This is a genomic window from Bacillus sp. AFS088145, from assembly GCF_002564465.1.
GTDB lineage: Bacteria > Bacillota > Bacilli > Bacillales > Bacillaceae_G > Gottfriedia.
On sequence record NZ_NUUX01000010.1, the window covers coordinates 64643 to 88151 of the forward strand.

Sequence of the window (23509 nt, forward strand, 5' to 3'; positions counted from 1 at the left end):
AAATATAAGAGACGACAAAAACATGTTTGCTTGTATAAATTAAACAATAATAGACACTAAAGAATTATGTTCATATTGTAAATTAAACCTATCTTAACCCTGGTGGTAAGATAGGTTTTTTCTTCTCAAAATTAAAAATTTCTAAGAGTAAAAAGCATGCATATTTTAAGATGGGTAAATATGATTCCTCATTACTGAATTTGCATGAAATTTCCTAGTTTGTTTTAGATTCATGCTGCTTTTTTGAATTCTTACATACATAGAATAATTATAGTGGATACTAAAATTATGGTGTACATTACATCATAAACTTCGATGTGGGGGTAAACTGATATGAATATTCGTGAAGGTTTAATTCCAACAGTTTTAGGTTCTGCTGTAACAGCTACTGGTTATGCCTTAAAACAAAAACGAGGAACGAATAAAATGATTGCCAATACAGTTTTTGGTTTTGGTTTAGCCCATATTGTATTAGGTGCCATTGACTTAGTTGAACATCGAAGTTAGATTGAAAAAAGAGAGTGTNNACACTCTCTTTTTTCAATCTTATATTATTAGCATTTTTACTGGCCTAATTTTTTAGGTTAATAAAGATGGAAGGTTTTTATGACACCCTTTTATCATCTTTTTAGTAATTAGTAGTTTTCGCTACTTCTGTATTATTAGGTTCAGATACACGAGTTAAAAAGAAAATACCAATCACAAATAGAATAATTAGACTAAATACACCCATATTAGAATGACCTGTAAGTTGAGCTGTTAAGCCGACGATTAATGGTCCCATGATTGATGCGAATTTACCGAAAATATTATAGAAGCCAAAAAACTCATTTGATTTTTCTTTAGGTACGAGTTTTGCGTAATAAGAACGACTTAAAGCTTGGATTCCACCTTGAGAGGTGGCGACAAGCATAGCCAAAATCCAAAAGTCTAATGTAGAATTTAAAAAGTAAGCATATATACAAACAATCATATAAATAATGATTCCGACATAAAGCATAATTTTACCTGAAAACTTATCTGCAAGTTTTCCGTAAATAATTGCAAATGGAGCGGCAACAACCTGTGTGACAAATAAAATAATTAATAGATTTGTTGAACTGATTCCAAGGTCAGTTCCATAAGCTGTTGACATCGTAATGATCGTACCAACGCCATCGATATAAAAGAAATATGCAAGTAAAAATATAAATAAAGCACGATATTGTCGGATATGTTTAAAAGTTTTTCCTAGCCTCTTAAAGCTATTTAATACAGGATTTTGTTCAGGTTCAATAAAATAATTTTGACGAACGTTTCGTAACAAAGGAATTGTAAAAATGCCCCACCAGACAGCAGTTATGAGAAAGGCAATTTTACTTGCGAGAGTTGTTGAAATTGAAAGGATCTCCTTTTGAGCTAATACAATCAAAGCGATACTAATGATAAATGGAATTGTACTACCTATATATCCAAAACCAAAGCCTCGAGCGGATACCTTATTCATTCGTTCTTCTGACGTTACATCTACTAAAAAAGCGTCATAAAATACATTCGCACCAGCAAAGCCAATAGCTGTAATCGTATAACAAATCAATAGTAAAAGCCAGTTATCATTAGCGATAAATGTAAGTAGTGCAGTAAAAAAAACACCGAGAGTAAAAAAGAAAGAAAATAGCTTCTTTTTAAATCCTTTATAATCCGCAATTGTTCCAAGGATTGGACCTAACATAGCTAATATGAATGTAGAAATTGCGATTGTATAACCTAAATAAGCAGTAGAATCGGAAGCACTTATTCCAGCTTTTGAAGCAGAAGCTTTATAAAAAAGAGGGAATACGGCAGTGCTAATAATAATAGAATAAGCTGAATTGGCCCAATCATAGAAAATCCAACTATTTTCTTGCTTTGTAAAACTCTTCATGAGTTTTTTCCTCCCAAAGATTAGTAACTGCTATTTATAGATTAGATACTACTAATATTTTATTTATCCTCTACAGATTTCAGTATATTATCTAAAAATTCCCTGTATAAGCAGTGGACAAGAGGAGAAACCTTAAGATTTTGGACACGAGGCTAAAGAAAAACACGAAAAATGTAAAAAAGTAGTAGATGTTAATACATAAATTACCACTTCTATGTTATCTTAGTTATATACACAATTCTTGGAGGTTACGAGTAATGAAATCTACTTTAAACGATACTACAAATGACAAACTACCATATTCAAGGACCAATCCATTTCAAGCGAAGGTTCTCAAAAATATTAATTTAAATGGAACAGACTCAAACAAGGAAACAAGGCATATTGAATTATCATTGAAAGGGTCAGGGCTTACTTATGTACCAGGTGCTGCACTTGGCGTGATTCCTTCAAATGATCCAGATCTAGTTGCTGCTATTATAAATGAAATGAAATGGGATGAAGAAGCAAATGTAACTGTTGGTAAGCAAGGTGAAACACTATCTTTAAAAGAAGCGCTTACATCCTACTGTGAAATTACACTGTTGACGAAGAAAATCTTACAACAGGCAGCTGCATTTACCGAAAACGAAGAGCTGAAAAACCTTGTGTTGGTTGAAAATGCAACTCAATTAAAGGAATATTGCTATGGACGAGATTTACTTGATATGTTACGCGATTTTGGTCCATGGAGTGCATCTACTCAAGAGATCGTTTCATTATTAAGAAAAATGACACCAAGACTATATTCAATCGCAAGCAGTATTGCTGCAAATCCAGATGAAGTTCATCTAACAATTGGTGCTGTACGCTACACTGCACACGGACGCGAGCGTAAAGGTGTTTGTTCTGTTTTATGTTCAGAACGTATTAAAGAAGGAGATACTCTTCCAGTCTTTGTTCAAGTAAATAAACACTTCTATTTACCAGAGTCTGTGGACAAAGATATTATTATGGTTGGACCTGGAACGGGTATTGCACCATTCCGTTCATTTATCCAGGAAAGAGCAGTAAATAAAGTCAGTGGACGTTCATGGTTATTTTTTGGAGACCAGCATGAAGCGTCGGATTTCCTATATAAAAGCGAGTTAGAAAAATATCAACAAGATGGAGTATTGACAAAGATTGATACTGCATTCTCCCGTGATTCAGATCAAAAAGTTTATGTGCAGCATAAAATGCTTGAAAATAGCAAAGAATTGTACGAATGGATTGAAAAAGGAGCTTATTTCTACGTTTGTGGAGATAAGGAATATATGGCGAAAGACGTCAACGAAGCGCTTATTACGATTCTTGAAAACGAAGGTTCGATGGATCGCGATGCAGCTGAAGCGCATCTTAAAGATATGCAGAAGCAAGGTCGTTATCAACGTGATGTGTATTAAGATTAAAAGGTATTAAGTATTTTTTATAACAAAAAGTAACCCTTTGTTCCAGATGTTACGAGGGGTTACTTTTTTTTCCATTTAGCCCATTCTTTATACAACATACGAATGGATTGTTGAACAAGGACAGAAGTTACAACATTTGGATTCCTCAATTCTCTTTATACTAAAACCCGGTTTAGTTTTAGTCATACATCCCAAAGCATAAAGGTGAGGAATATGTACTTATACAATATGGAACACTAATACTCGATCTTACGGGTGAGAGATATGAATTAAGTCTTAATGTCACTATTAAATTCAGCTCAAAAAAGAACATATGAGTAAAACGATATGACGAGGTGTTGTTATGGATCACAAAGTTCTGCCAAGAAAAGAATGGCTTGAATCGAGGAAAGAACTTTTACAAAAAGAAAAAGATTTCACCAAGTTAAAGGATGAACTTACACAGCAGAGACGAGATTTGCCGTGGGAAGCCGTTAGCAAGTCTTATCTATTTGATGGTCCGAACGGTACGGTTTCATTGGCAGATTTATTTAATGGAAAAAGTCAGTTAATTGTATACCATTTCATGTTCAGTCCAAATTGGGATCAAGGCTGCAAACATTGTTCTTTTTGGGCCGACCACTACAGTGGAATGATTCCTCACTTAAATCACCGAGATGTCAGCTTTGTTTGTATTTCCCGTGGATCAGTAGAAAAGTTGGAGACATTTAAAAAACGTATGGGTTGGACGTTTCCATGGTATTCATCAGGACACACGGATTTTAATTATGATTTTCAAGCATCTTTTATAGAAGACGAAGTAGAGAATAAATTAGCATATTATAACTATACTATGCAAAATCCAATGAGTTCCGACAGAGAAGGTGTGAGTGTTTTTTATAAAGATGATGAGGGAAATATATTTCATACATACTCCACTTATGCTCGTGGTATTGACATGATGAATAACACATACCAGTTTCTCGATTTGGTCCCGAAAGGTAGGCAGGACGATCGTGGACTACGGCATAGTGATCAATATGTTCCAAAAGTATAAATTTTTTATATTAAAAGGACTGCAAAAATAAACTGCAGTCCTTTCTGTTATACAAACGCATTGAATTAGTTGAAAAGTTATGTAGCATCTTTTAAATGCATATCTTAAATAATAAAAGAATAAAAGTAAAACTGTAGAAATAAATAAATGTATGATTTAGGCAGGACAGTATTTTCTTTTTATTAGAAGAAATCGATTTATCTTAAATTATAAAGGGGGGAGAAAAGTTGAGTTATATCGATTCATTACTAAATCGACAAGTATTTGTCCTTCTATCTGGAGATATAGCTTTTGAAGGTATTTTAACTGATGCAGGACAAGACATACTTGTATTATATAATGGTCAAAAATATTATTATATCCCTTGGATTCATGTTCATCGAGTACATTTATGTCAGCATATTAAAGATAAGATTGATACTCCTAACGAGCCTTCAATTGCAAATGAAATTGAATCAATTTCATACAGAAAAGTATTAACAAATGCAAGAGGAATCTTTTCGGAAATATATGTTACGGGGAATTTGACGTTTCATGGCTATATTACAAGTGTTTTAAGTGACTATATCGTTTTTTATTCACCCGTATTTAAAATGATGTATATCTCATTATCTCATCTAAAGTGGCTCTCACCTTATCATCAAAATGTAACACCATATTCAATTGATAATGCAAACTTTCCAATTAATCCATCGAATATCTCCCCTGTGCGATCATTTGAATCTCAATTAAAAAAAGAAGAAGGAAAACTTGTTATTTTTGATGGTGGGAATGATCCAATGAAAATTGGTTTGTTGAATACGATTGAAAATAGTGTAATTGAATTATCGGTTGCAAGTGGGGAAGTAGTTTATTTAAGACTTAATCATATTAAATCTGTTCATTTGCCTTAAATGAATTTATTTTTTTATGAAATACTAACCGACAGATTTTGTTAATTGGGAAGCTATTATTCTAGAGTTTCCTTTTTTTATCGGTTTCTCATAACGGAAAATATATTGAAATAATTAATATTTATAAAAGTTAATTTCTAGTCGATATAATTAGAAAAAATATTCATCGGAGTAGTCCATGTCAAATGTAAGTTGAATACCCAATAAATGTGATATTTATTGTAATTTTTCTATAAGGATTAGTGGGTAACTGTTACTATAGTTATTTATCTTTAGGGGACATTTGCATTAGATAGGTAAAACAACCATCTTCTATAAAATAATGAATTCATCTAAAACATCATTATTATATTTGAATAATAATATAACAAATGGACAAGTTTCATTGGAAAATATTTTATAAGAAGGTGAGTTTTATGAATTTCGAGATTCTAATGAGTGCTTCTGTGTTTCTATTAACGATGGCAGTTATTTTTTGGAGACCAAAAGGTATTAATGAAGCATGGCCTGCTGCAATTGGTGCAGTAATTATTTTAGTGACTGGGATCGTAACAAAAAGTAATTTAATCGATATTGTTCACAAAATAGGTGAGGCTTCTATTACAATTATCGCAACGATTGTCATGGCGATTATTTTAGAAAGTTTTGGATTTTTCCATTGGTCTGCTGCGAGACTTGCAAGTTTAGCAAAAGGGTCAGGGCGCAGATTATATTGGTATATCCAACTTTTGTGCTTTTTAATGACATTACTCTTTAATAATGATGGCAGTATTTTAATTACTACTCCGATTTTAATTCTCCTATTAAAAAATTTACGTTTAAAACCACATCAACAAATTCCATATCTTCTTAGCGGAGCATTAATTGCCACAGCTTCAAGTGCACCAATCGGTGTAAGTAATATCGTAAACTTAATCGCATTAAAAATTGTTCATATGACACTTTATATGCACACAGCTATGATGTTTGTCCCTGCTAGTACAGGATTGCTATTTATGTCATGGCTAATGTATATGGTATTAAGAAATAAATTACCAAAACATTTGCCGGTGTCTACCGATGATATTGAAGAGTCATTTTTTATGAAAAATTTTCATCCTTTAAAAGGGAAAATGTCAGTAGAAACAAAACAAAAAAGAACAAAATTTATGTTAAAGGTATTGGGATTTGTTTTCATTATGCGCTGCTTATTATTCGTCGCTTCATTTCTTGGAATACCGATTCAATATGTAGCAGTTTTAGGTTCACTCGTCTTATTAACGTGGAGATGGTATCACTTACGGACAAGCCCTGTTGATATCTTAAAAAAGACACCTTGGCATATTTTAGTCTTTGCATTTTCAATGTATGTGATAATTTATGGTCTCCATAATGCTGGCTTAACTGCAGCTTTAGTAAAATTCTGTGAACCAATCGTTAATCAAGGCTTATTTCAAGCAAGCTTTATCATGGGAGGATTAGTTTCAATCCTATCAAATCTGTTTAATAATCATCCAGCTTTAATGGTTGGAACTATTACACTGACAGAAATGGGGCTTGATCCAATTACATTAAAGACAATTTATCTAGCTAATATTATCGGTAGTGACATTGGGTCGTTATTACTTCCAGTAGGTACTTTAGCATCCTTAATTTGGATGCACATATTAAAACAAAATAAAATTAAGGTGAAATGGAAGGATTATCTAAATGTATCATTAATTGTCATTCCATTAACAACAATCGTAACGCTGTTTTTACTATATTATTGGGTGCAATTAGTTTTCGCCTAATAATCAATTTCAATCTATTAGAAAGAGGAGATGCAAGTGAGTGATGTACAATCATTAGTTGGGGAAAAAATTTATGTACAATTATCAGGTGGTAATTATTTTGAAGGAATATTAACAGATTATGGTAGAGACGTCCTTGTATTGTATAACGGACAAAAATACTATTATATTCCATGGCTTCATGTTCACAGGGTTAGTCTTAGTAACAATTATAAAGACAAAATAGATCAACCTACAGGACCTTCAATTGCAGAAGATATTGGAACGGTCTCTTATCGTAAAATATTATCAAATGCAAAAGGAATCTTTGCAGAGATTTATGTTACTGGTAATATCACATTTCATGGGAATATTATAAACGTATTAAGTGACTATATCGTGTTTTATTCACCAGTATTTAAAATGTTGTATATCCCTTTATCACATTTAAAATGGCTAACACCATACAATCATAATGCCAATCCCTATAACTCAAAAATCAATCTATTACCTGAAAATGCAAATATGTCATTTTCACGCTTGTTTGATACACAATTAAAAAAAGAAGAAGGAAAATTTGTCGTATTTGATGGGGCGATTGATCCAATGAAAATTGGAATACTCAAGAGTGTAGAGGAAGGCGTTATTGAATTAATTGTAGCAAGTGGAGAGGTCACTTTATTGAGGCTTAATCATATTAAATCGTATCACTTACCGTAGTTGGTTTACTAAATAGAGAATGAAAGAATAAAAGGGGTTGAATTAGAATTCTTCAGAGAGTAAATTCAACCTGGCTAATTTCATCCGTGTTCATTTATATACTGCATTAGGAGCACTGAAGATTGGGATCGATATTCTTCTCAAACAAGAAGTATTGAAATTGGATAAAATTCTAGGTCATTGTGGCTTGTTTAAAACTGAAGTTGTTGGACAAAGAATCATGGCCTCTGCTCTCAATGTTCCGGTTTCGGTAATGGATACAGCAGGAGAAGGAGGAGCATGGGGGATTGTATTATTATTTAGGCTAGCTTTTGTTTGAAAATATTCAAGAAAAAGAAAGCTGTCAAAATATTTTTTGAAGATAAAGTCGGTTTCACTTCTTTTTGGGATATATCGTTATCCTCATGATAAAAAACAAAATAAACAGTAAGAGAGAAAGAGCTGAAGAGGTAATCCTTTCAATTCATAAAATCAAAGCGCATTAAGGGATTTTTCAGCTCTTCGTTTTTACAATTAATTAAATTTATTAACATAAAGGTAGAAAAGTAAAAAGAGCTCGCAGAATTTTATGCCGAAGCTACTATTGAAAATATGTATAAAGATATTCTAAATGGCAATACTGTTATATAGATATAGTCTACAAGACAATATCTTCTAGTTAAGATTGACTCCTTCAAACGAATCATTCTTAACGATTATATGGACTTCTTAGAAGATTGTTCTTTTAAGATGACCATATATAATTAGGGGTAAATCCCGAGAAAGATGGCGTTCATCGTACTGACCTCCTGGCTGGTACTTTGGACGTCATCTTTTTCTATTAGAAATTATTACCTCATCCACCAATATTAGATAAGCATTCAATACTAGTGGGGTAATTGTTGGTGGCAAAGTAGAATCAAACTCCTCAACTAAAACGAAAAACTGGACAAAGGAACTTCTAAAAAAATGGAAGGTCCTTTAATATTTTGTACCTGAATAAGCGGATAGTTGTTTAAATATCAGAAAAAGAGTATAGATGTAGAGCTTTTAGAAACGTAGATTAGGATTTTAGAGTGATTTTCATTTCTTAAGATTTCTTACCTACTTCTACTTTAGACCCATCATCAATAACAGCGGAACTATACCGATTAATCCCATCTGCTATCTTCATCAACAAATTTGTTAAATAGTGTTGATCCGATAGTTTTCGATCTTCTTCGGGATTTGTCATAAATCCAAGTTCAACTAAAGTAACAGGAACCTTTGACCAATTAAATCCTGAGAGATCGTCACGATAGGAAATCCCTTTTACTTTTGTAGATTGATCTTTAGTTACTTCCTCAACAATATTCTGTGAAATTAGTAAACTATTCTTATAAAGTGAAGGAATAAATGGATTTTCTTTAGACGGAGTTAAGACAGAAAATCCTTTTGTAGAATGATCAGTCGACCCGTCGGCATGGATTCTTATATATAAATCAGCATTGTTTTTGTTCGCTATTTCTGCTCTTTCTTTATTGCTTAAATTTACATTATTTGTTGTACGGGTAAATATGACTTTGTAACCCCTCTTTTTAAGGATATCACCTAATTTAAGCGATGCCTCTAAGCTTAAAACATACTCGGGCTTCTTTGTCACTACTCCTGTTGTACCACCAGCCACTTTAATCTTCATTTCACTAGATCCCGGACCTAGTGGTTCAAGTGCTGTATTTGCTTTGCTTTGGTGACCTGGATCAATACAGATTAAAAGCGGTTTTGTGGATTTCTTCTTTTCATATGTTTTTATGACTTTATTAGGTTTTTCTTTAACGTTTTCTATTTTAGAGTGCTGACTTAGTGATGTTCTCTTCGTTTTAATATCGGAAGGATCTTTTGGATAAAATAAAAAACTTAAAATACAGATTGTAAAGATTATAAAAAAAATAAGGCCCTTTTTATTAACTACCAACTTCAATGAATGGATTCCTCCCTAGCTTTGATTAGGTTTACATTATAAGTTTCAATCTCACTTAAAGTGCCATTATAATTCACATTTGGACTATACCATGATTTAGCTAAAAAATATTTACGAAGATCATCCTTTTTAAAAATGTATCCATGACGCGCATAAATTTCGTTTCTAGCTATACCCAATTCATATTTCGTCAAATAATCTAAATCATCTTGAGTTAGTTTTCTTATATTACTCATTGGCAATATAAACTCATTTGCAGTAGAACCTTCACCATATACCATTGTATGGATTACGATGGCTAAATCATCTTTCGAATTTCCTTCCAAAACAGGTATTGAAACACCGCAAGAGCCTGAATAATACATTAAATCATCGTTAGATAACGTATGTGGATACTGTGCAACACATTGATCACCTACATAAATATACCATGATGTATTTTTAGACATTGCTACTTCATCTGCAATATTTGCTACTTTAATAGCCCAGTCCCTTATTGGAGAAATATCTCCACTATCGTAAAAATTAAATATTAATTGAAGATTTTGTGGAGAAATATTATTCGCTGTTATATTAATGACACCATCACTTAGTGTTATGTCCCAACTACCAACAGATAGACTTCTACTCCCATCGTAAATTTTTAATTTTTCTAATCGATTTATATAAGAAGGAATCGTTTGGGTATTAGTTGGATTTTTTTCAGAAACTTTTTCTTTTTCTTCCACTTTTTCTGTTTCTGTCACTTTATCTTTTTTTTCTACCTGATTCGATACATGTTGTGAGTGTTTATTTTTATTTGTAAGTTTTGGATAAATTAAATAAATTGCGACTGCCAATATGATAAATAAGCGATAGAAATCATTATACCTTTCATTCTATTATACTTATTTTTATAAATACTTTCATGAAAATTCCTATTTTCTGAACGAGTTTGGACCTGTTTAGTCACTTCAGGATTACTAGATCTTTCTCCGCAATTTGTACAAAATATTGCCCCTTGTTCTAAGTTTCCACCACATTTAGTACAGTAAGCCAAATTTTCTCACTCCCTTTTTTAATATTTAAAATAATTCTAATGTTGACTTTAAGAAAAATTCATTTATTTTTTGTAGGAAAAAATGCGAAAAGGTGGCTGAGTTGCAATGTAGGAAATCCTGTTGCAAAGAAGTGGCAAGTAGAAATGATAAAATATAAAAAAGATGATTCACCGACAAGATAAGCATTGGTTGAATTTAATTGGTTGTCTAGAGTTATTAAAAAAACGACTAAGAGGATTCTCTTTAGTCGCTTTGTAATTATTTGCTTAGTTTCAATAAACGTTTTGTGAAGATAAATGAAATTTACACAATAATAAATAGATGATTGATCACTATTTCAAAGCACAAAAATTTGATTTACTTCCTATAATGCATACAAAAAAATTATAAAAATATCCTAAAAAACGGTGAACTAATTATTAGAGTGATTTTTCTTTCTATAAAAAATAAGTGATGGGGGAGAAGTTGGGTTTAAACTGAGGTTTTTTGTTTTAAATACCAACACGAATATACTCTCGAAATAAACCAACCTATTGATATCCCACTAACGTTTAAGATTACATCATCGATATCCATCACTTTATTAGGATATCCCGTTACATAATTGATACCAAGCTGAATAATTTCAATTGATAGAGATACCAAAAGACCCATTAAAAAATTTTTATAAAACTGTACAATTTTTCTTTTTAGTACTACATAGAGAATTGGTATTGGCAGCAACAAAAGAATATTACCAATTACTTGTATCCATAGATCATGTTCAATCGACTTAAGAATTGTCTTAAAAGGTGAAAATTGATAATAGAGTTTACTAGTTATTTCAGGATTTTTGTTATAGAAATACGTAATTGGAAAGAAAACAACTTTTACTAAAGATAAGTAGTAAATAAACCATACTGTAAAATGAAGGTATCTTTGTATTGTAAAGGTTTTACTAAGCCATTTAATCTTTAGAAAATATGCTATTAATCCTAGCAAAAATACAAATGAAAATTCAATCGGATCTAAAGTTACTGAAAAACCAATCATCTTAGTATTTCCAAGTTATAGATGTTTTTCCTTCCATTAAAAGGCCTGTGTAGTTGCGGTAATAAATGTAATAATTTCCCTTAGTCTTATTAGTAAGTGTTTTGTTTCCACCAGTTACTGATGGTAAATTTGATACATCTTTGATCGGATCTAAACCAAAAACATCCATTTTTAATTGTAGTTCTATATTTGCTTGTTTTGTTTTTTTCGTATCTACCCAAATACCCTTGGTAGGATTAACTGCAACAGTAAAGGTAGGATTACTACCTACATCAAGTCTTTTGCTTTCGACTCCACCTGTCATGCTATATGTAGTAGAGTATTTACCATTTGCTGCAAAAGCTGTTCCACATATTAGTAATATTGAAGATACTATACAAATAGCTAAAGCTTTTTTAATTCTAATCATTGTATATCCTCCTTAAATTTTGTAATGGGAAAGTCCCTCAACTATTAAATCGGGGAATTTAAAAGTAAATAAAGTAATCTATGTGAACAAAAATTGAACTCTAATTTAGTGTATTAGTGGGGTAGTTAATGATTACAAAAAAAGGAAATGCATACTATATGACGAAATAATATAAAATACTACCTGAGAGGCTGGTCTAAAATGCTAAATTTCGTTTTTCCTGCTTTAGTCTTAATTATATTAGTTGCTGTTTTTGCATTATTTAATAGAATCGTTAAGAAATCTAAAAGATCATAGTTTGATAGAGAAAAGAATCTACAATTTGATTCTTTTTTTATTTGGCTCTCTTAAAGGATATTTATTTCAATTCAAATATTTAACAAGGAGCAAATTTAAAATGAAAGAACCACTTTAACAAAGATTACAAAATGTTCATACAAATTTATACCTTATTTACAGTATCTATACAGTTCCTAAATACTCTTCCTTTATATTGAAAGTAAGAAAATATTCAAGTAGGGAGTGTTATTCATGGGGAACAAGAAAAAGATTATTAGTACTGTTTTAACAATTGCAACTGCAACAACATTGGGATTTAATCATTTCGTAGATGCAAAAGAATCCGATAATAGTCACAAACAAGGAAAGGCTAAAAATGTGATTGTTTTTGTTGGCGACGGAATGGGGGCTGCACACCGTGAGGCGATCCGACTGGTTACTGTTGGACAAACTGGTAAACTAGCAATGGATGATATGCCTTATGCTGGATTGGTACATACTAGCTCAACTACTGCAATAACAGATTCGGCTGCTGCGGCTACTGCTATGGCGTCAGGTGTAAAAACGTATAATGGGGCAATTGGTGTAGATGCAAACAAGAATTCAGTAAAAACAGTCTTGGAAATGGCAAAAGAAGCTGGGAAATCAACTGGTTTAGTCACAACTAGCCAGATTACGGATGCAACTCCAGCAGCATTCGGTGCCCATGTGACAGATCGTTCAAAACAAAGTGACATTGCTAAGCAGTATCTTGAAAACAGCAAAGTCGATGTTCTATTAGGTGGGGGAGAAGACTTTTGGTATCCTGCAGGAAATGCTGGAAGCTACGAAGACCACCCAGCTAAGGATCCTTCTGAACAAAGTAAAGGGACACAAGGAAATCTTATTGATGAAGCGAAAAAGCTTGGCTACAATTACGTGACGAATGCAAATGAGCTTGAAAAAGCGAAAAACGGTAAGTTGTTAGGTCTTTTTGCGAATGAAGAAATGTTCGAACAAAGAGAAGAGGGGAAAGGTGATCTTTATGATCCGGTAGTATCTCTTCCTGACATGACAAAAAAAGCGATCGATACTTTATCGGATAATAAAAAAGGTTTCTTCTTAATGGTAGAGGAAGAAGGCACAGACGAAATGTCTCATGAGAACAATGCTGAAAAAATGATCAAAGCTGGTCAAGAACTAGATAAATCAGTATCTATAGCTAAGGAATACGCAAAGAACCACCCTGACACTCTTGTTCTAGTTGTAGCAGACCATGAATGTGGCGGCTTATCAATTGAAGATGTGGACAGCAAAGATGAGTCGGGCGATGGAATTTCGAAAGAAGACGGACCATTTAATGTAGCAAACAGTAGCAATCAATTCATGATTGACTGGACAACAAGTGGTCACGGTGGCGTATCTGTGCCTTTAACAGCAATTGGTGCTGGAGCAGAGCTATTATCAGGAACATATGAAAACACTTATATCTATGAGGCTATTAAACAAGCAATGGGCTTGAAAAAATAATTTTTGCAAAAAAACATTCCATTTATTTAATGGGATGTTTTTTTATTGCGCGCTCCGCAGGCTAAACAACAAAAAGAAGATTATCATTATTTATTAAATGAAAGAGATAATCTATGAAGGGTAATTACATTTACAAGGAGAATTAATGGTTTAAGGAAAATTACGGAAGATTACATTGAAACAATAAAATAATTAAGAAAAAGGTAGTGTTATGTTGAGAAAATGGGTTATAGTACTTTTTTTAATCTGTTTTGTTTTAATTGCTTGTATACAGATTAATACAAAAAAACAGCATAGGTTTAAATTATTTCATTTCAATTCGCTAACAGAATCGGAAATTCCAAAAATTGATCACATTGTAATCGTAATTGAGGAGAATCATGCGAAACAGCAAATTATGGGGAATTATTCTGCACCATATATTAATTCACTAATGACCCAAGGTGCAAACATGATTAACTATCATGCAATAGAACATCCTAGCCAGCCGAATTATTTGGACTTGTTCTCTGGATCAAATCAAGGTATCACTGACGATGATTTACCAAAATCAAAATTCTCAACAGATAATTTAGCAAGTGAACTTAATGAAAAAAAACTAACATTTGCCGGTTATTCTGAAGATTTGCCTTCAATTGGTTTTAATGGAGAATACAACAAAGATTATGCACGCAGGCACAATCCCTGGGTTAATTTTACAAATGTCTCAAAAAAAGCAAATCAACCATTGGAAAAATTCCCAACAAATTTTAGTAAACTGCCAACTGTTTCGTTTATAATACCTAATCTCCAAAATGACATGCACGATGGAACAATTAAACAAGGAGACCAGTGGTTAAAAAAACAAATTGATGATTATGTCAAATGGGCTAAAAAGAATAATAGTTTGTTAATTGTAACATGGGATGAAGATGACTTTTCACATAATAACAAAATTCCTACCGTTTTTGTCGGACCCATGGTAAAAAAAGGACAATTTAACGAAAATTTAAACCATTTTAATCTGTTACATACAATAGAGGATATTTACAGATTAAAACATGCAGGGGCAAATAAATCTGTTAAAACTATTAAAAATATATGGAAATAATTAGTGGCTTATTAATAGCTGAAGTAGATAACAAAGAAGAGTCTAGTGATGTGATTTCTAAAGAATGGTCTATTTAATGTGGAAAACAGTAGCAATTAGTACAGGATTGACTAGACAAAAAGTCGTTAAGGTGGTGTATCTTTTCCTTTAACAACAATTGGTGATGGAGCAGAACTATTATCAGGAACATATGAAAACACTTAGATCTACGAAGCTATTAAACAAGTAATCGACTTAAAAAAATAAACTAGGATTTTAAGAAACATTCCATTTTTTATGGAATGTTTTTTTGCGCCAAAAATAAAGAGGATAATTTAATTTTAAAAAAGTTGACAAAATTTTAAAAAAGGGTTTTGTAGAAAAATGTAGAATTTTATATTCATAATCAGAGAGGAGGTGTTTTCATGTACTTAGAAGAAATACGTTCAAGAGCAAAGGATACCTTGAGAGGGAATTGGAAAAAATTTATTGGATATGCGATCATCATACATCTATTAACTACATTAGTTGAGAATAGACTTTCTGTATACTTCCCAAATCCCATAAAAAATGAATTGACGAAATACATATCTTTTGTAATTAACTGGGATGACTACCTAACGTTTATTTATAGTTTATTCATTACGGCAATAATTACGATTGGGGGTACACGGCTCTTTACATTTGCGACAAAGGAAGATGGGCAACCTTATTCTTTACAAACAATATTTTATTATTTTACAAACTTGAACCTCTATTTAAATGCATTTTTACTAAATTTCTTAACTTATTTATATTCTACACTTTGGACATTGCTGTTGATTGTTCCTGGTATTATTAAATCATATTCATATAGAATGGCGCCATACATATTTATTGAAGAACCACATTTGGCTCCTAATGAGGCTATTACAAAAAGTAGAAGAATGATGGATGGATATAAGTGGAAATTGTTTTGTTTAGACTTTTCTTTTATTGGTTGGATCATATTATGCATTTTAACGGTTGGGATTGGGTTTTTATGGTTGGTACCTTATATGAGTGCAAGTGAGGCACATTTTTATCATGAATTAAAAAATAATGAAAATGACTCTAATATTTGAGTATAAGGTTAATGGTTTTAAAATTAAAAACGGCTGTCCTAATCAAATCGATAAAGGACAGCCGTTTTTTTTACTTATTAACAATCTGATATGAAGTACGAACCGTTAAAACAAAATAACCGAGATAAATAACAACATAGGCAATAATCGATGTGAAAATCGGAATAATGATGTTGTTATCTATAGATCCATATAAAGTACCTAATGCTCGTAAAATGACGAGACTATGACCAATTCCTACTATTAGTGGTAATCCGAATATAAACAAAGTTTGTTTTATAATAGAACTTCTAATCTGACGTTTACTGACTCGGGCTAAAAAATAGCTCCTTTTTTCTTTTATTGGTAACATAATAAGGAAGGATAAATATTCTTTTAAATTGAATATTTTAATGGTTAATAATTATGAGAAGTTCTCTTTAACAATTTCAAAACAAATAAATATTTGCTAGTTTATAAGGCATAATTAGATTGGGTCTTTGATGTAAAATGCAAATGTTTGGAACAGGAGGAAGCATCATGACAAAAATAGCAATTATTTCAGATATCCACGGAAATAAAACTGCGTTAGAAGCAGTCTTAAAAGACATTCGCTCTAGAGAAATTGAGAGGATTTTTTGCTTAGGTGATCTAATTGGTAAAGGGCCTCAAGGCTCAGCATGTATAGAGCTCGTTCAAAAAAATTGCGAAAAAGTAGTCCGTGGCAATTGGGATGTATTTATTCAGTCACCTGCAGAAAATGATTTTATTCAATGGTTTAGAGACCGATTAAAAGAAGAAGATTATCAATTTCTAGCTTCATTACCTTTTCATATTGACCTTGAATTAAATGGACAATTAATCAGGTTTTTTCACGCTTCTCCAAGGAGTGAATTTGAGAGGATATTACCATTTCATCCAATTGAAAAACGGTTAAGTATGTTTGAAAATAGTGAGATAACAAATTCAAACAAAAACGATAAAACTCCTGATATCATCTTTTATGGAGATATACATACTACTTTTCTGGAAACTTTCAAAAACGGAATTTTATGCAATGTAGGAAGTGTTGGAAATTCCCTTGATTTAACTTCAGCGTCGTATGCGATTCTTGATGGTTCTTATTCAACTAATTCGATCCAATTTGTAAGGGTGGAATATGATAGAGAAGCTGAACTTATGATTGCCGAAGATTTAAATTTGCCTGATCTCGAAAAATATCATGATGAAATAATGTTCGCTAAGTACAGAAATTCATAATCTAAAATTAAAAACAGTGGGAAAGCGTACCTTCCTACTGTTTCTTTTATTATTTAACTGTTTTTTTCAAAAATGGTTTTGACAGTCTCAATGAATGGTTTTCACTTACAAATATGCAACTTGTCCGACCAATCATTTGAACAATAGTCATTTTCCCTTATAAAGGCATTTCGATTCCATCTATTTCTAAGAGCATATTATTGTTACATTCACTTATACTAGATTTATGAATAGGTAATGAACAAATAAAAACTTCAAAAATAAAGATAGGAGATTTAATGTGGAAAAACAACGTAAAATTATATTATACATTGGTACTTCTATTGATGGATATATAGCAAATAATGATGGAACGTTAGAATGGTTAGAAACAACTGAAGTAGAAGGAGACTCTGGCTATAATACACTTTTAGAAAGAATTGACACGGTTGTGATGGGAAAAGGAACATATGACGTCGTTCGTGGATTTGATATGGAGTATCCATATAGTACATATAAAAACTATGTGTTTTCAAAATCTGCATCCGGATCTGATGAATATGCTACTTTTATAGACGAAGATATTAAAACTTTTATACAAGATTTAAAACAACAACCTGGTAAAGACATTTGGTTAGTCGGTGGAGGCAATCTAGCTCGAGAATTTTTTAAAGAAAATTTGATTGATGAATTTCAACTAGCAATCGCTCCAATTGTTTTAGGGAAAGGAATCTCTCTTTACACTGGTGATGACATTACCCAAAAATACACTTTAACGAAAGTAGAAAAATTAGGTCAACTAGCTATGCTTCATTATGTTAGGAAATAATCTTTATGAATGTTCCTATTTAATAGAGTAGATCGCTGTTTATTAGAAATTACAATTAAACTTTACAGTCCTTTATTAGTGGTCTGCATTAGCAGATCTTTTTATTTGCTTAATTTTATATATTGGCTAATTCCATGAAAAAATCCACTTTTGTCGATCTTCTTATTTTTGTAACAATTGGTTGAATAAATAACAAGGGAGGTTGAATATTTTGTCGAATATTAAGATAAGATTAAAAATATTTTCGGTAATAGGAGATGACTAATGCGAAGTAAATTTAATGGATTTCTGAAAAATTTTAATATAAATAGTGAAAAAGTCATTAAGAAAAAGGAGTGAGTTGAATGGTAGAAACAGTAAACTGGAAAAATAATGCTATTGGACGTAAATTTATAACTTCTTTTAGCGGAGGGAAAGATAGTGTACTAGCTTTATATAAAGCTATGAAATTAGGGGAAGCGGTCGGATTAATCGTTATGCTAGAGGAAGAAGGGAACCGTTCTAGATCCCATGGAATGCCTCCCGAAATAATACGCGCTCAAGCTGAATCAATAGGTTTACCTGTTTATACAGGGGTGGCAAGTTGGTCGGAATATGAAAAAGTATTTACACAGCTATTAGAGAATGCAAAAAATCAAGGAGCAGATTTATTAGTAACGGGTGACATTGATATGCCTATTCAAGATTGCTGGCATGATAAGGTAACAAAAAATGTTGGATTAAATCTTGGTATGCCATTATGGGAAATGAATCACCGTGAAGCTGTCGATGAGTTTATAAATAGAGGTTTTCAAACCATTGTTGTAACGGTCAACTTAACGTTAGGAATGCGGGAAGAAGATTTAGGACGAACGTTAACCCATGAATATGTGAAGGAGCTTGAAACTCGAGGGATTGATCCATGCGGAGAAAGTGGTGAGTTCCATACTACCGTGGTAGATGGACCGATTTTTAAGTATCCGATTTTAGTTAAAAAGTGTGAGATTATTAGGGACGGAGAATATGCTTATTTGCCTTTAGAACTTGCATAATTGACTTAGGAATTAAGAATGTATATAAAATACTAAATTTATTATGGTAAAATTCAGATAACAAAAAATCCTCCAGGGAGAATTTCCTATGCATTCTTTTTTTCAAAAAGGAAAACAACGATATATGAAAATTGGATTAAAACCTATAGTTTTGATAGCAATAATATCTGCCGTTTTAATCTTAAGTGGATTTGATATGAATATTAAAGAGGTATTGATTTATCTTGTACTTTATCAGATTGGAAAGAGTATTATCTATTACTTTGAATCAAAAAAAGTAAATTGGAAGGAAAGTATTAAAGGAATTATTATTTGTTTATTATTTGTATGTGTATATCACATTTTATTTCATTTCTTGATTTCAGTTGGTTTTAAGTCCATAAAGGTTATTAAAGTTATAATCTGCTTACTAGTTTGCACTTTGGGAATATTATCATTTTTGGATATAACAATTATTATTCCTTTTAAGATTCTTAAGCAAAAGGGAGTTAGAAGAAAATAGTAATTAAAGTTTTTATAAATCAAATTATACCTATATTAATTATTATTTCAGTTTCAGGAATATAGAAATTTCATAGGGTTCTTAAAGGAGTTTGTAATTTGTCTACTATAATACTAGAAAATAAAAAAAATTGGCAGAAAAGAAGACGATTATCATTTAAAATACTAATTTCTGTAAGCGTATTATTTTTGGTGTTAATCGGATATGGAGTATACTGGGTATTTTTTGATATGAATCGATTACCAAAAGGAGATTATCTTAAAGAAGAAAAATCTCCAAACGGAAATTATACTTTAAAAGCATTCGTAACAAATGGAGGAGCAACAACTGGATATGCTGTTAGAGGAGAACTAGTATATAACAAGGAAAAGAAGAGTAAAACTGTATACTGGAATTATCGTGAGAGCGCAGCAGACATTGAATGGATCGATAATGATACAGTTGTTATTAACGGTCACACTCTAAATATACCTGATGATAAATTTGATTTTCGACATAATTAAATATAGTTTTATAAGGGAATATACAAAGATTTTGAGATGATAAGAAAAACTAGGGAAGGGGCAATCCTATGAAATTGTTATTATCAATCGTATTAGCAACCATTTTAGGCATAATTCTTTTGATGATAGGAGATGTTGGTATCATTATAAGTTTTGGAATTTTAGCTGGTACTTTGTTTAGAGGAGTATATCTTTTAAACGATTTAAGCAAAAGACTTTCAAAAGTAGCTCCAATTGTACCGAAATCTGATAAGGTAAAAGAAGCTTATGCAAACTATTTGAGAGAAAAAGAAATAAACATTTAAGGATGGAATTTATTTCGATCCTTTTTTGTTATATACTCTTACTCTTAAAATGGGTCTTACTTTTTATAAAGATTTGCTGAAATTACCCCAAATTACAAATAGGAGTTGTTAGTGTAGTATTATAATAGAATTATAAATTCTAATGTAATGCTACATAAGTTTAGAATTAATCTTATAAGTTATTTTATTCATATTTTTATATTCATGGGGGTTTTGATGTGGTTACAACAAATAGTAAATCTATTTCTTCATTAACATTAGGCGTATTATCGATCATCATTCCTTATATCGGGTTTATACTTGGTATAATAGGTTTATTTATTTCTAGTAAAAGTATTGCCGAAATTAATCGCTCGAATGAAAAAGGGAAAGGTCTAGCGATTTCAGGAAGGGTTTGCAGTATTGTTGGAATCTGCATACAGGCAATTTTGATTATCATTTTAGTTTTAGGAATTATTACATTTTTTTCAATGAATGATAATATGACTTTTTAATGAGAACAAAATAGAACAAGGGTTATCGAATGAAAAAAAGTAGATAAATAGCTTTTAATCATAATAAAACTTTGATGCCACTTTGACTGTTTGGATTTAAATGTATATAGTTTAAATTATAGTTTTACGTATCTACATAATTTTTGATTAAGGAGGGACGGACATGGAAGTTTTTGCAGAATATTTAGCAGGTATTGATCATCCAGACCACCGTGAGCGGACTGCTGAAATTTTGGATTGGATTTCGAATAAATTTCCTAGCCTAGAGCCGCAAATTAAATGGAATACGCCTATGTTTTCCAATCATGGTACATTCATTATTGGCATATCGACTGCAAAGCAACATATGAGTGTATCACCTGAAGAAAAGGGTATTGTTCAATTTGCCGATGAAATTGCAAATGCTGGTTATAGTGCTACAAAAGGATTGTTTCGTATTCCTTGGAAAGTCCCGGTTAATTATGAATTACTTGAGAAAATGATTGAGTTCAATATTCAAGATAAAGCAGAATTTACGACTTTTTGGCGTAAATAATGATCTTTGTTTAGTAAATAGTTAAAGATTAAATTAATAGCGGAACTAAATAAAAATAGGAACTGATTAATTCAGCTCCTATTTTTTATTCATAAAGATTTAAGTTTAAACAAGGTCATTTTAAGTACTAAATCGAATAATATAGAATCAATGTTTTAAGATAAGTGGTGATTTAAGTGAAAAAAAGAGTACCAAAGAAAATCCATATCATTGGTTCTGTTGGAAGTGGTAAGACGACATTAGCAAGGCAAATGTCAACAAAGCTAAATATACCTTATTATGAGTTAGATAATGTTGTATGGAAAAGGCAAAAGGTTCATGAAGATATTAGGCGTTCCGAACAAGAAAGAGAATGCTATTTAGATACACTCATTCGTTCGGATACATGGATTATTGAAGGTGTTCATAATGAAGAATGGGTAGGTAATAGTTTTAAAAATGCAGACTTGATTATTTTTTTAGATACTCGCTATTCTGTTAGAACCTACCGAATCATTAAAAGATATTTCTTACAAAAACTTAAATTAGAGAAGTCAAATTATAAACCGACACTTAAAATATTCTTCAAAATGTTTAAATGGAATAAGTATTTTGAAGAAGTGGGGAAACCAACATTTTTTAAAATGTTTAAAGATTACAATGATAAAATATTAGTCGTTAATAATAAAAGTGAGATTGAAGATTATTTTAACGAACACAGATCAAAAAATATAGGAATCGCAAAATAGCGGTTCCTAATTTTTGTATCTAGCAGCAAGATCTTAATGTAATGGGATCGGAAGGTTTTCTACTAATTCTGATAAAAATACAAATTTAGCTTCTTCTTTAATTTTAGGTATGTATTCCTTTATTACATTTGAAGTAATTTCTCCTGGTTCGCCAACATGTCCAATCGCAATCATAGTTGGTTCGACTCTTACTTTTTCTAATAGTAATCGAGTTTGCTTTTCTATATGTTTATAGGTGTATAAATCATCGAAAAATAACTTGTTTTCAATGACCGGCACGCCTATCTCATCTGCAATTTTAGTAACTACGCTCCGATAGTTCGTCTTACTATCGAAAAAAAATAGGCCCTTTTCTTTACAAGCAGTTAAGACAATGCGCATTACTCTCTCATCGGAAGTTGCTTTTGAACCCATATGATTATTTATACCTATTGCGTATGGGACGTCATCAATAGCGGCTAGAACCCTTCTTCGAATTTCGTCATCACTTAAGTTGGTCTTAATCGCATTTGGACCTAACCAACTTGCTTTCCCTTTCCTTGGTTCCATTGGTAAATGAACTATTACTTCATAACCTTTAGAGTGGGCGACAGTAGCATCCTTTTTAGTAGAAGGTAAAAAAGGCATCACTGCAACTGTTAATGGGATTGGTAGTGAAAGCATTTGGTCCGTTCCTTTCATGTTATTACCAAAATCATCAATCACTATAGCAAGCTTATGATTAGGCTCAGCAAATACTGAAGAGCAGGTAGTAGATAGAGCTACTAAAATAGAGAAAATTGAAGTAATCCAAAGCTTCATCGGTAAATCTCCTTTTCCATTAATTACTATGCTCTACTATTTTCTGTGATTATAAAGAAAATAACCGTAAAAATTGAAAAGAAACTAAAATGTTTAAATACAACTAAATGTTATTTTGTGCTCATATAAAAAATAAAAGTTCAATTAAATGAAATAGTTGAGTAGTATGAGTCCTATTGCTTCACACTTTTTTATTTTAGTTCCAGATTTGCTTTATAAAAAAGGAACTTTAATTCTGTTGGAGAATGTAATGCCCTAGATTTGTTCATTTTTCAATTTCTAAGAGGATTAATTTAGAATACTACCTAATTCAATCCTCTTTATTCTTTAGGTTATTCATTCACGATACTATACAATAAAACTTCCTGGAAGGATTTTAGTCCAATGTCATAACATCTTTATTGCAATATGATTCATATACTTTACGATAATTTTCGTGAAATTGGTTAT

General features: G+C 31.6%; 24 protein-coding genes and 1 pseudogene. 19 read left to right on the forward strand and 6 right to left on the reverse strand.

Annotated features, from left to right (window positions below; translation table 11 throughout):
• The first annotated feature begins 333 nt into the window (after nt 1-333).
• On the forward strand, nt 334-507 hold the full coding sequence (locus tag COI44_RS07400) for a hypothetical protein (protein WP_025671792.1): 174 nt from the start codon (nt 334-336) through the stop codon (nt 505-507).
• 121 nt (nt 508-628) lie between these two features.
• Here the strand turns inward: COI44_RS07400 and COI44_RS07405 are convergent, their stop codons facing one another.
• Complete coding sequence (locus tag COI44_RS07405; protein ID WP_098427350.1) at nt 629-1903, reverse strand: MFS transporter; 1275 nt, start codon at nt 1901-1903, stop codon at nt 629-631.
• Nucleotides 1904-2091: 188 nt separating this feature from the next.
• Between COI44_RS07405 and COI44_RS07410 the strand changes: the two genes are divergently transcribed.
• The 6 genes and pseudogenes from COI44_RS07410 to COI44_RS07435 all read left to right on the forward strand — a co-directional run.
• A complete protein-coding gene (locus COI44_RS07410) occupies nt 2092-3327 on the forward strand; it encodes a sulfite reductase subunit alpha (RefSeq protein ID WP_483295470.1) in 1236 nt (411 codons plus the stop codon).
• Between the two features lie 349 nt (nt 3328-3676).
• Nucleotides 3677-4369 carry a DUF899 domain-containing protein gene (locus COI44_RS07415; RefSeq protein WP_098427352.1) on the forward strand — a complete coding sequence of 231 codons (693 nt, stop codon included), beginning with the start codon at nt 3677-3679 and terminating at the stop codon, nt 4367-4369.
• 227 nt (nt 4370-4596) lie between these two features.
• Complete coding sequence (locus COI44_RS07420; protein WP_098427353.1) at nt 4597-5262, forward strand: DUF2642 domain-containing protein; 666 nt, start codon at nt 4597-4599, stop codon at nt 5260-5262.
• A 416-nt stretch (nt 5263-5678) separates the two neighbouring features.
• Nucleotides 5679-7034: an arsenic transporter gene (locus COI44_RS07425; protein ID WP_098427354.1), complete on the forward strand. Its 1356-nt coding sequence runs from the start codon at nt 5679-5681 to the stop codon at nt 7032-7034.
• 36 nt (nt 7035-7070) lie between these two features.
• Nucleotides 7071-7733, forward strand: a complete 663-nt coding sequence (locus COI44_RS07430; protein ID WP_098427355.1) for a DUF2642 domain-containing protein — start codon at nt 7071-7073, stop codon at nt 7731-7733.
• Between the two features lie 49 nt (nt 7734-7782).
• Nucleotides 7783-8031, forward strand: a pseudogene (locus COI44_RS07435) (FGGY-family carbohydrate kinase); the annotation flags it as partial.
• A 771-nt stretch (nt 8032-8802) separates the two neighbouring features.
• On the opposite strand, the gene COI44_RS07440 reads toward COI44_RS07435, so the two are convergent.
• The 4 genes from COI44_RS07440 to COI44_RS07460 form a co-directional block, all read right to left on the reverse strand.
• Nucleotides 8803-9672: an N-acetylmuramoyl-L-alanine amidase gene (locus COI44_RS07440; protein WP_286163815.1), complete on the reverse strand. Its 870-nt coding sequence runs from the start codon at nt 9670-9672 to the stop codon at nt 8803-8805.
• Nucleotides 9669-10418: a YARHG domain-containing protein gene (locus tag COI44_RS24950; protein WP_483295471.1), complete on the reverse strand. Its 750-nt coding sequence runs from the start codon at nt 10416-10418 to the stop codon at nt 9669-9671. Before COI44_RS24950 ends, COI44_RS07440 begins: the two co-directional genes overlap by 4 nt.
• A gap of 765 nt (nt 10419-11183) precedes the next feature.
• The gene (locus COI44_RS07455; protein ID WP_098427358.1) at nt 11184-11744 is read right to left on the reverse strand and encodes a VanZ family protein; all 561 of its coding nucleotides are present in this window, start codon (nt 11742-11744) and stop codon (nt 11184-11186) included.
• A gap of 1 nt (nt 11745) precedes the next feature.
• A complete protein-coding gene (locus COI44_RS07460) occupies nt 11746-12153 on the reverse strand; it encodes a hypothetical protein (RefSeq protein WP_098427359.1) in 408 nt (135 codons plus the stop codon).
• A gap of 531 nt (nt 12154-12684) precedes the next feature.
• On the opposite strand from COI44_RS07460, the gene COI44_RS07465 reads away from it, so the two are divergent.
• The 12 genes from COI44_RS07465 to COI44_RS07520 all read left to right on the forward strand — a co-directional run bounded on the left by COI44_RS07465 (nt 12685) and on the right by COI44_RS07520 (nt 22258).
• Complete coding sequence (locus COI44_RS07465; RefSeq protein ID WP_098427360.1) at nt 12685-13941, forward strand: alkaline phosphatase; 1257 nt, start codon at nt 12685-12687, stop codon at nt 13939-13941.
• A 211-nt stretch (nt 13942-14152) separates the two neighbouring features.
• On the forward strand, nt 14153-15031 hold the full coding sequence (locus tag COI44_RS07470; RefSeq protein ID WP_098427361.1) for an alkaline phosphatase family protein: 879 nt from the start codon (nt 14153-14155) through the stop codon (nt 15029-15031).
• Nucleotides 15032-15435: 404 nt separating this feature from the next.
• Nucleotides 15436-16113 (forward strand): DUF975 family protein, encoded by a 678-nt coding sequence (locus COI44_RS07475; RefSeq protein WP_098427362.1) that lies wholly within the window; start codon nt 15436-15438, stop codon nt 16111-16113.
• A 519-nt stretch (nt 16114-16632) separates the two neighbouring features.
• Nucleotides 16633-17352, forward strand: coding sequence for a metallophosphoesterase family protein (locus COI44_RS07480; protein ID WP_098427363.1), 720 nt, complete (start codon nt 16633-16635; stop codon nt 17350-17352).
• Nucleotides 17353-17632: 280 nt separating this feature from the next.
• Entirely contained in the window at nt 17633-18160 is a 528-nt protein-coding gene (locus COI44_RS07485) for a dihydrofolate reductase family protein (protein ID WP_098427364.1), read from the forward strand.
• Nucleotides 18161-18504: 344 nt separating this feature from the next.
• Nucleotides 18505-19191 carry a Dph6-related ATP pyrophosphatase gene (locus COI44_RS07490; RefSeq protein WP_098427365.1) on the forward strand — a complete coding sequence of 229 codons (687 nt, stop codon included), beginning with the start codon at nt 18505-18507 and terminating at the stop codon, nt 19189-19191.
• Nucleotides 19192-19279: 88 nt separating this feature from the next.
• Nucleotides 19280-19693, forward strand: a complete 414-nt coding sequence (locus tag COI44_RS07495) for a hypothetical protein (protein WP_098427366.1) — start codon at nt 19280-19282, stop codon at nt 19691-19693.
• A gap of 98 nt (nt 19694-19791) precedes the next feature.
• Nucleotides 19792-20196: a DUF5412 domain-containing protein gene (locus COI44_RS07500; protein WP_483295472.1), complete on the forward strand. Its 405-nt coding sequence runs from the start codon at nt 19792-19794 to the stop codon at nt 20194-20196.
• Between the two features lie 68 nt (nt 20197-20264).
• Nucleotides 20265-20501 carry a hypothetical protein gene (locus COI44_RS07505; protein ID WP_098427367.1) on the forward strand — a complete coding sequence of 79 codons (237 nt, stop codon included), beginning with the start codon at nt 20265-20267 and terminating at the stop codon, nt 20499-20501.
• Between the two features lie 218 nt (nt 20502-20719).
• A complete protein-coding gene (locus tag COI44_RS07510) occupies nt 20720-20995 on the forward strand; it encodes a DUF4190 domain-containing protein (RefSeq protein ID WP_098427368.1) in 276 nt (91 codons plus the stop codon).
• 163 nt (nt 20996-21158) lie between these two features.
• On the forward strand, nt 21159-21530 hold the full coding sequence (locus COI44_RS07515; RefSeq protein ID WP_098427369.1) for an iron chaperone: 372 nt from the start codon (nt 21159-21161) through the stop codon (nt 21528-21530).
• 176 nt (nt 21531-21706) lie between these two features.
• Nucleotides 21707-22258, forward strand: a complete 552-nt coding sequence (locus COI44_RS07520; RefSeq protein WP_098427370.1) for a shikimate kinase — start codon at nt 21707-21709, stop codon at nt 22256-22258.
• A gap of 33 nt (nt 22259-22291) precedes the next feature.
• Here the strand turns inward: COI44_RS07520 and COI44_RS07525 are convergent, their stop codons facing one another.
• On the reverse strand, nt 22292-23059 hold the full coding sequence (locus COI44_RS07525) for a divergent polysaccharide deacetylase family protein (protein WP_098427371.1): 768 nt from the start codon (nt 23057-23059) through the stop codon (nt 22292-22294).
• Between the last annotated feature and the right edge of the window lie 450 nt (nt 23060-23509).

What these genes read in the sequence shown, in the direction of transcription:
- COI44_RS07400 (WP_025671792.1), top strand. Translation starts at nt 334, where the DNA reads ATGAATATTCGTGAAGGTTTAATTCCAACAGTTTTAGGTTCTGCTGTA.
- COI44_RS07405 (WP_098427350.1), bottom strand. Translation starts at nt 1,903, where the DNA reads ATGAAGAGTTTTACAAAGCAAGAAAATAGTTGGATTTTCTATGATTGG.
- COI44_RS07410 (WP_483295470.1), top strand. Translation starts at nt 2,092, where the DNA reads ATGTTAATACATAAATTACCACTTCTATGTTATCTTAGTTATATACAC.
- COI44_RS07415 (WP_098427352.1), top strand. Translation starts at nt 3,677, where the DNA reads ATGGATCACAAAGTTCTGCCAAGAAAAGAATGGCTTGAATCGAGGAAA.
- COI44_RS07425 (WP_098427354.1), top strand. Translation starts at nt 5,679, where the DNA reads ATGAATTTCGAGATTCTAATGAGTGCTTCTGTGTTTCTATTAACGATG.
- COI44_RS07455 (WP_098427358.1), bottom strand. Translation starts at nt 11,744, where the DNA reads ATGATTGGTTTTTCAGTAACTTTAGATCCGATTGAATTTTCATTTGTA.
- COI44_RS07460 (WP_098427359.1), bottom strand. Translation starts at nt 12,153, where the DNA reads ATGATTAGAATTAAAAAAGCTTTAGCTATTTGTATAGTATCTTCAATA.
- COI44_RS07465 (WP_098427360.1), top strand. Translation starts at nt 12,685, where the DNA reads ATGGGGAACAAGAAAAAGATTATTAGTACTGTTTTAACAATTGCAACT.
- COI44_RS07470 (WP_098427361.1), top strand. Translation starts at nt 14,153, where the DNA reads ATGTTGAGAAAATGGGTTATAGTACTTTTTTTAATCTGTTTTGTTTTA.
- COI44_RS07475 (WP_098427362.1), top strand. Translation starts at nt 15,436, where the DNA reads ATGTACTTAGAAGAAATACGTTCAAGAGCAAAGGATACCTTGAGAGGG.
- COI44_RS07480 (WP_098427363.1), top strand. Translation starts at nt 16,633, where the DNA reads ATGACAAAAATAGCAATTATTTCAGATATCCACGGAAATAAAACTGCG.
- COI44_RS07490 (WP_098427365.1), top strand. Translation starts at nt 18,505, where the DNA reads ATGGTAGAAACAGTAAACTGGAAAAATAATGCTATTGGACGTAAATTT.
- COI44_RS07495 (WP_098427366.1), top strand. Translation starts at nt 19,280, where the DNA reads ATGCATTCTTTTTTTCAAAAAGGAAAACAACGATATATGAAAATTGGA.
- COI44_RS07505 (WP_098427367.1), top strand. Translation starts at nt 20,265, where the DNA reads ATGAAATTGTTATTATCAATCGTATTAGCAACCATTTTAGGCATAATT.
- COI44_RS07515 (WP_098427369.1), top strand. Translation starts at nt 21,159, where the DNA reads ATGGAAGTTTTTGCAGAATATTTAGCAGGTATTGATCATCCAGACCAC.
- COI44_RS07525 (WP_098427371.1), bottom strand. Translation starts at nt 23,059, where the DNA reads ATGAAGCTTTGGATTACTTCAATTTTCTCTATTTTAGTAGCTCTATCT.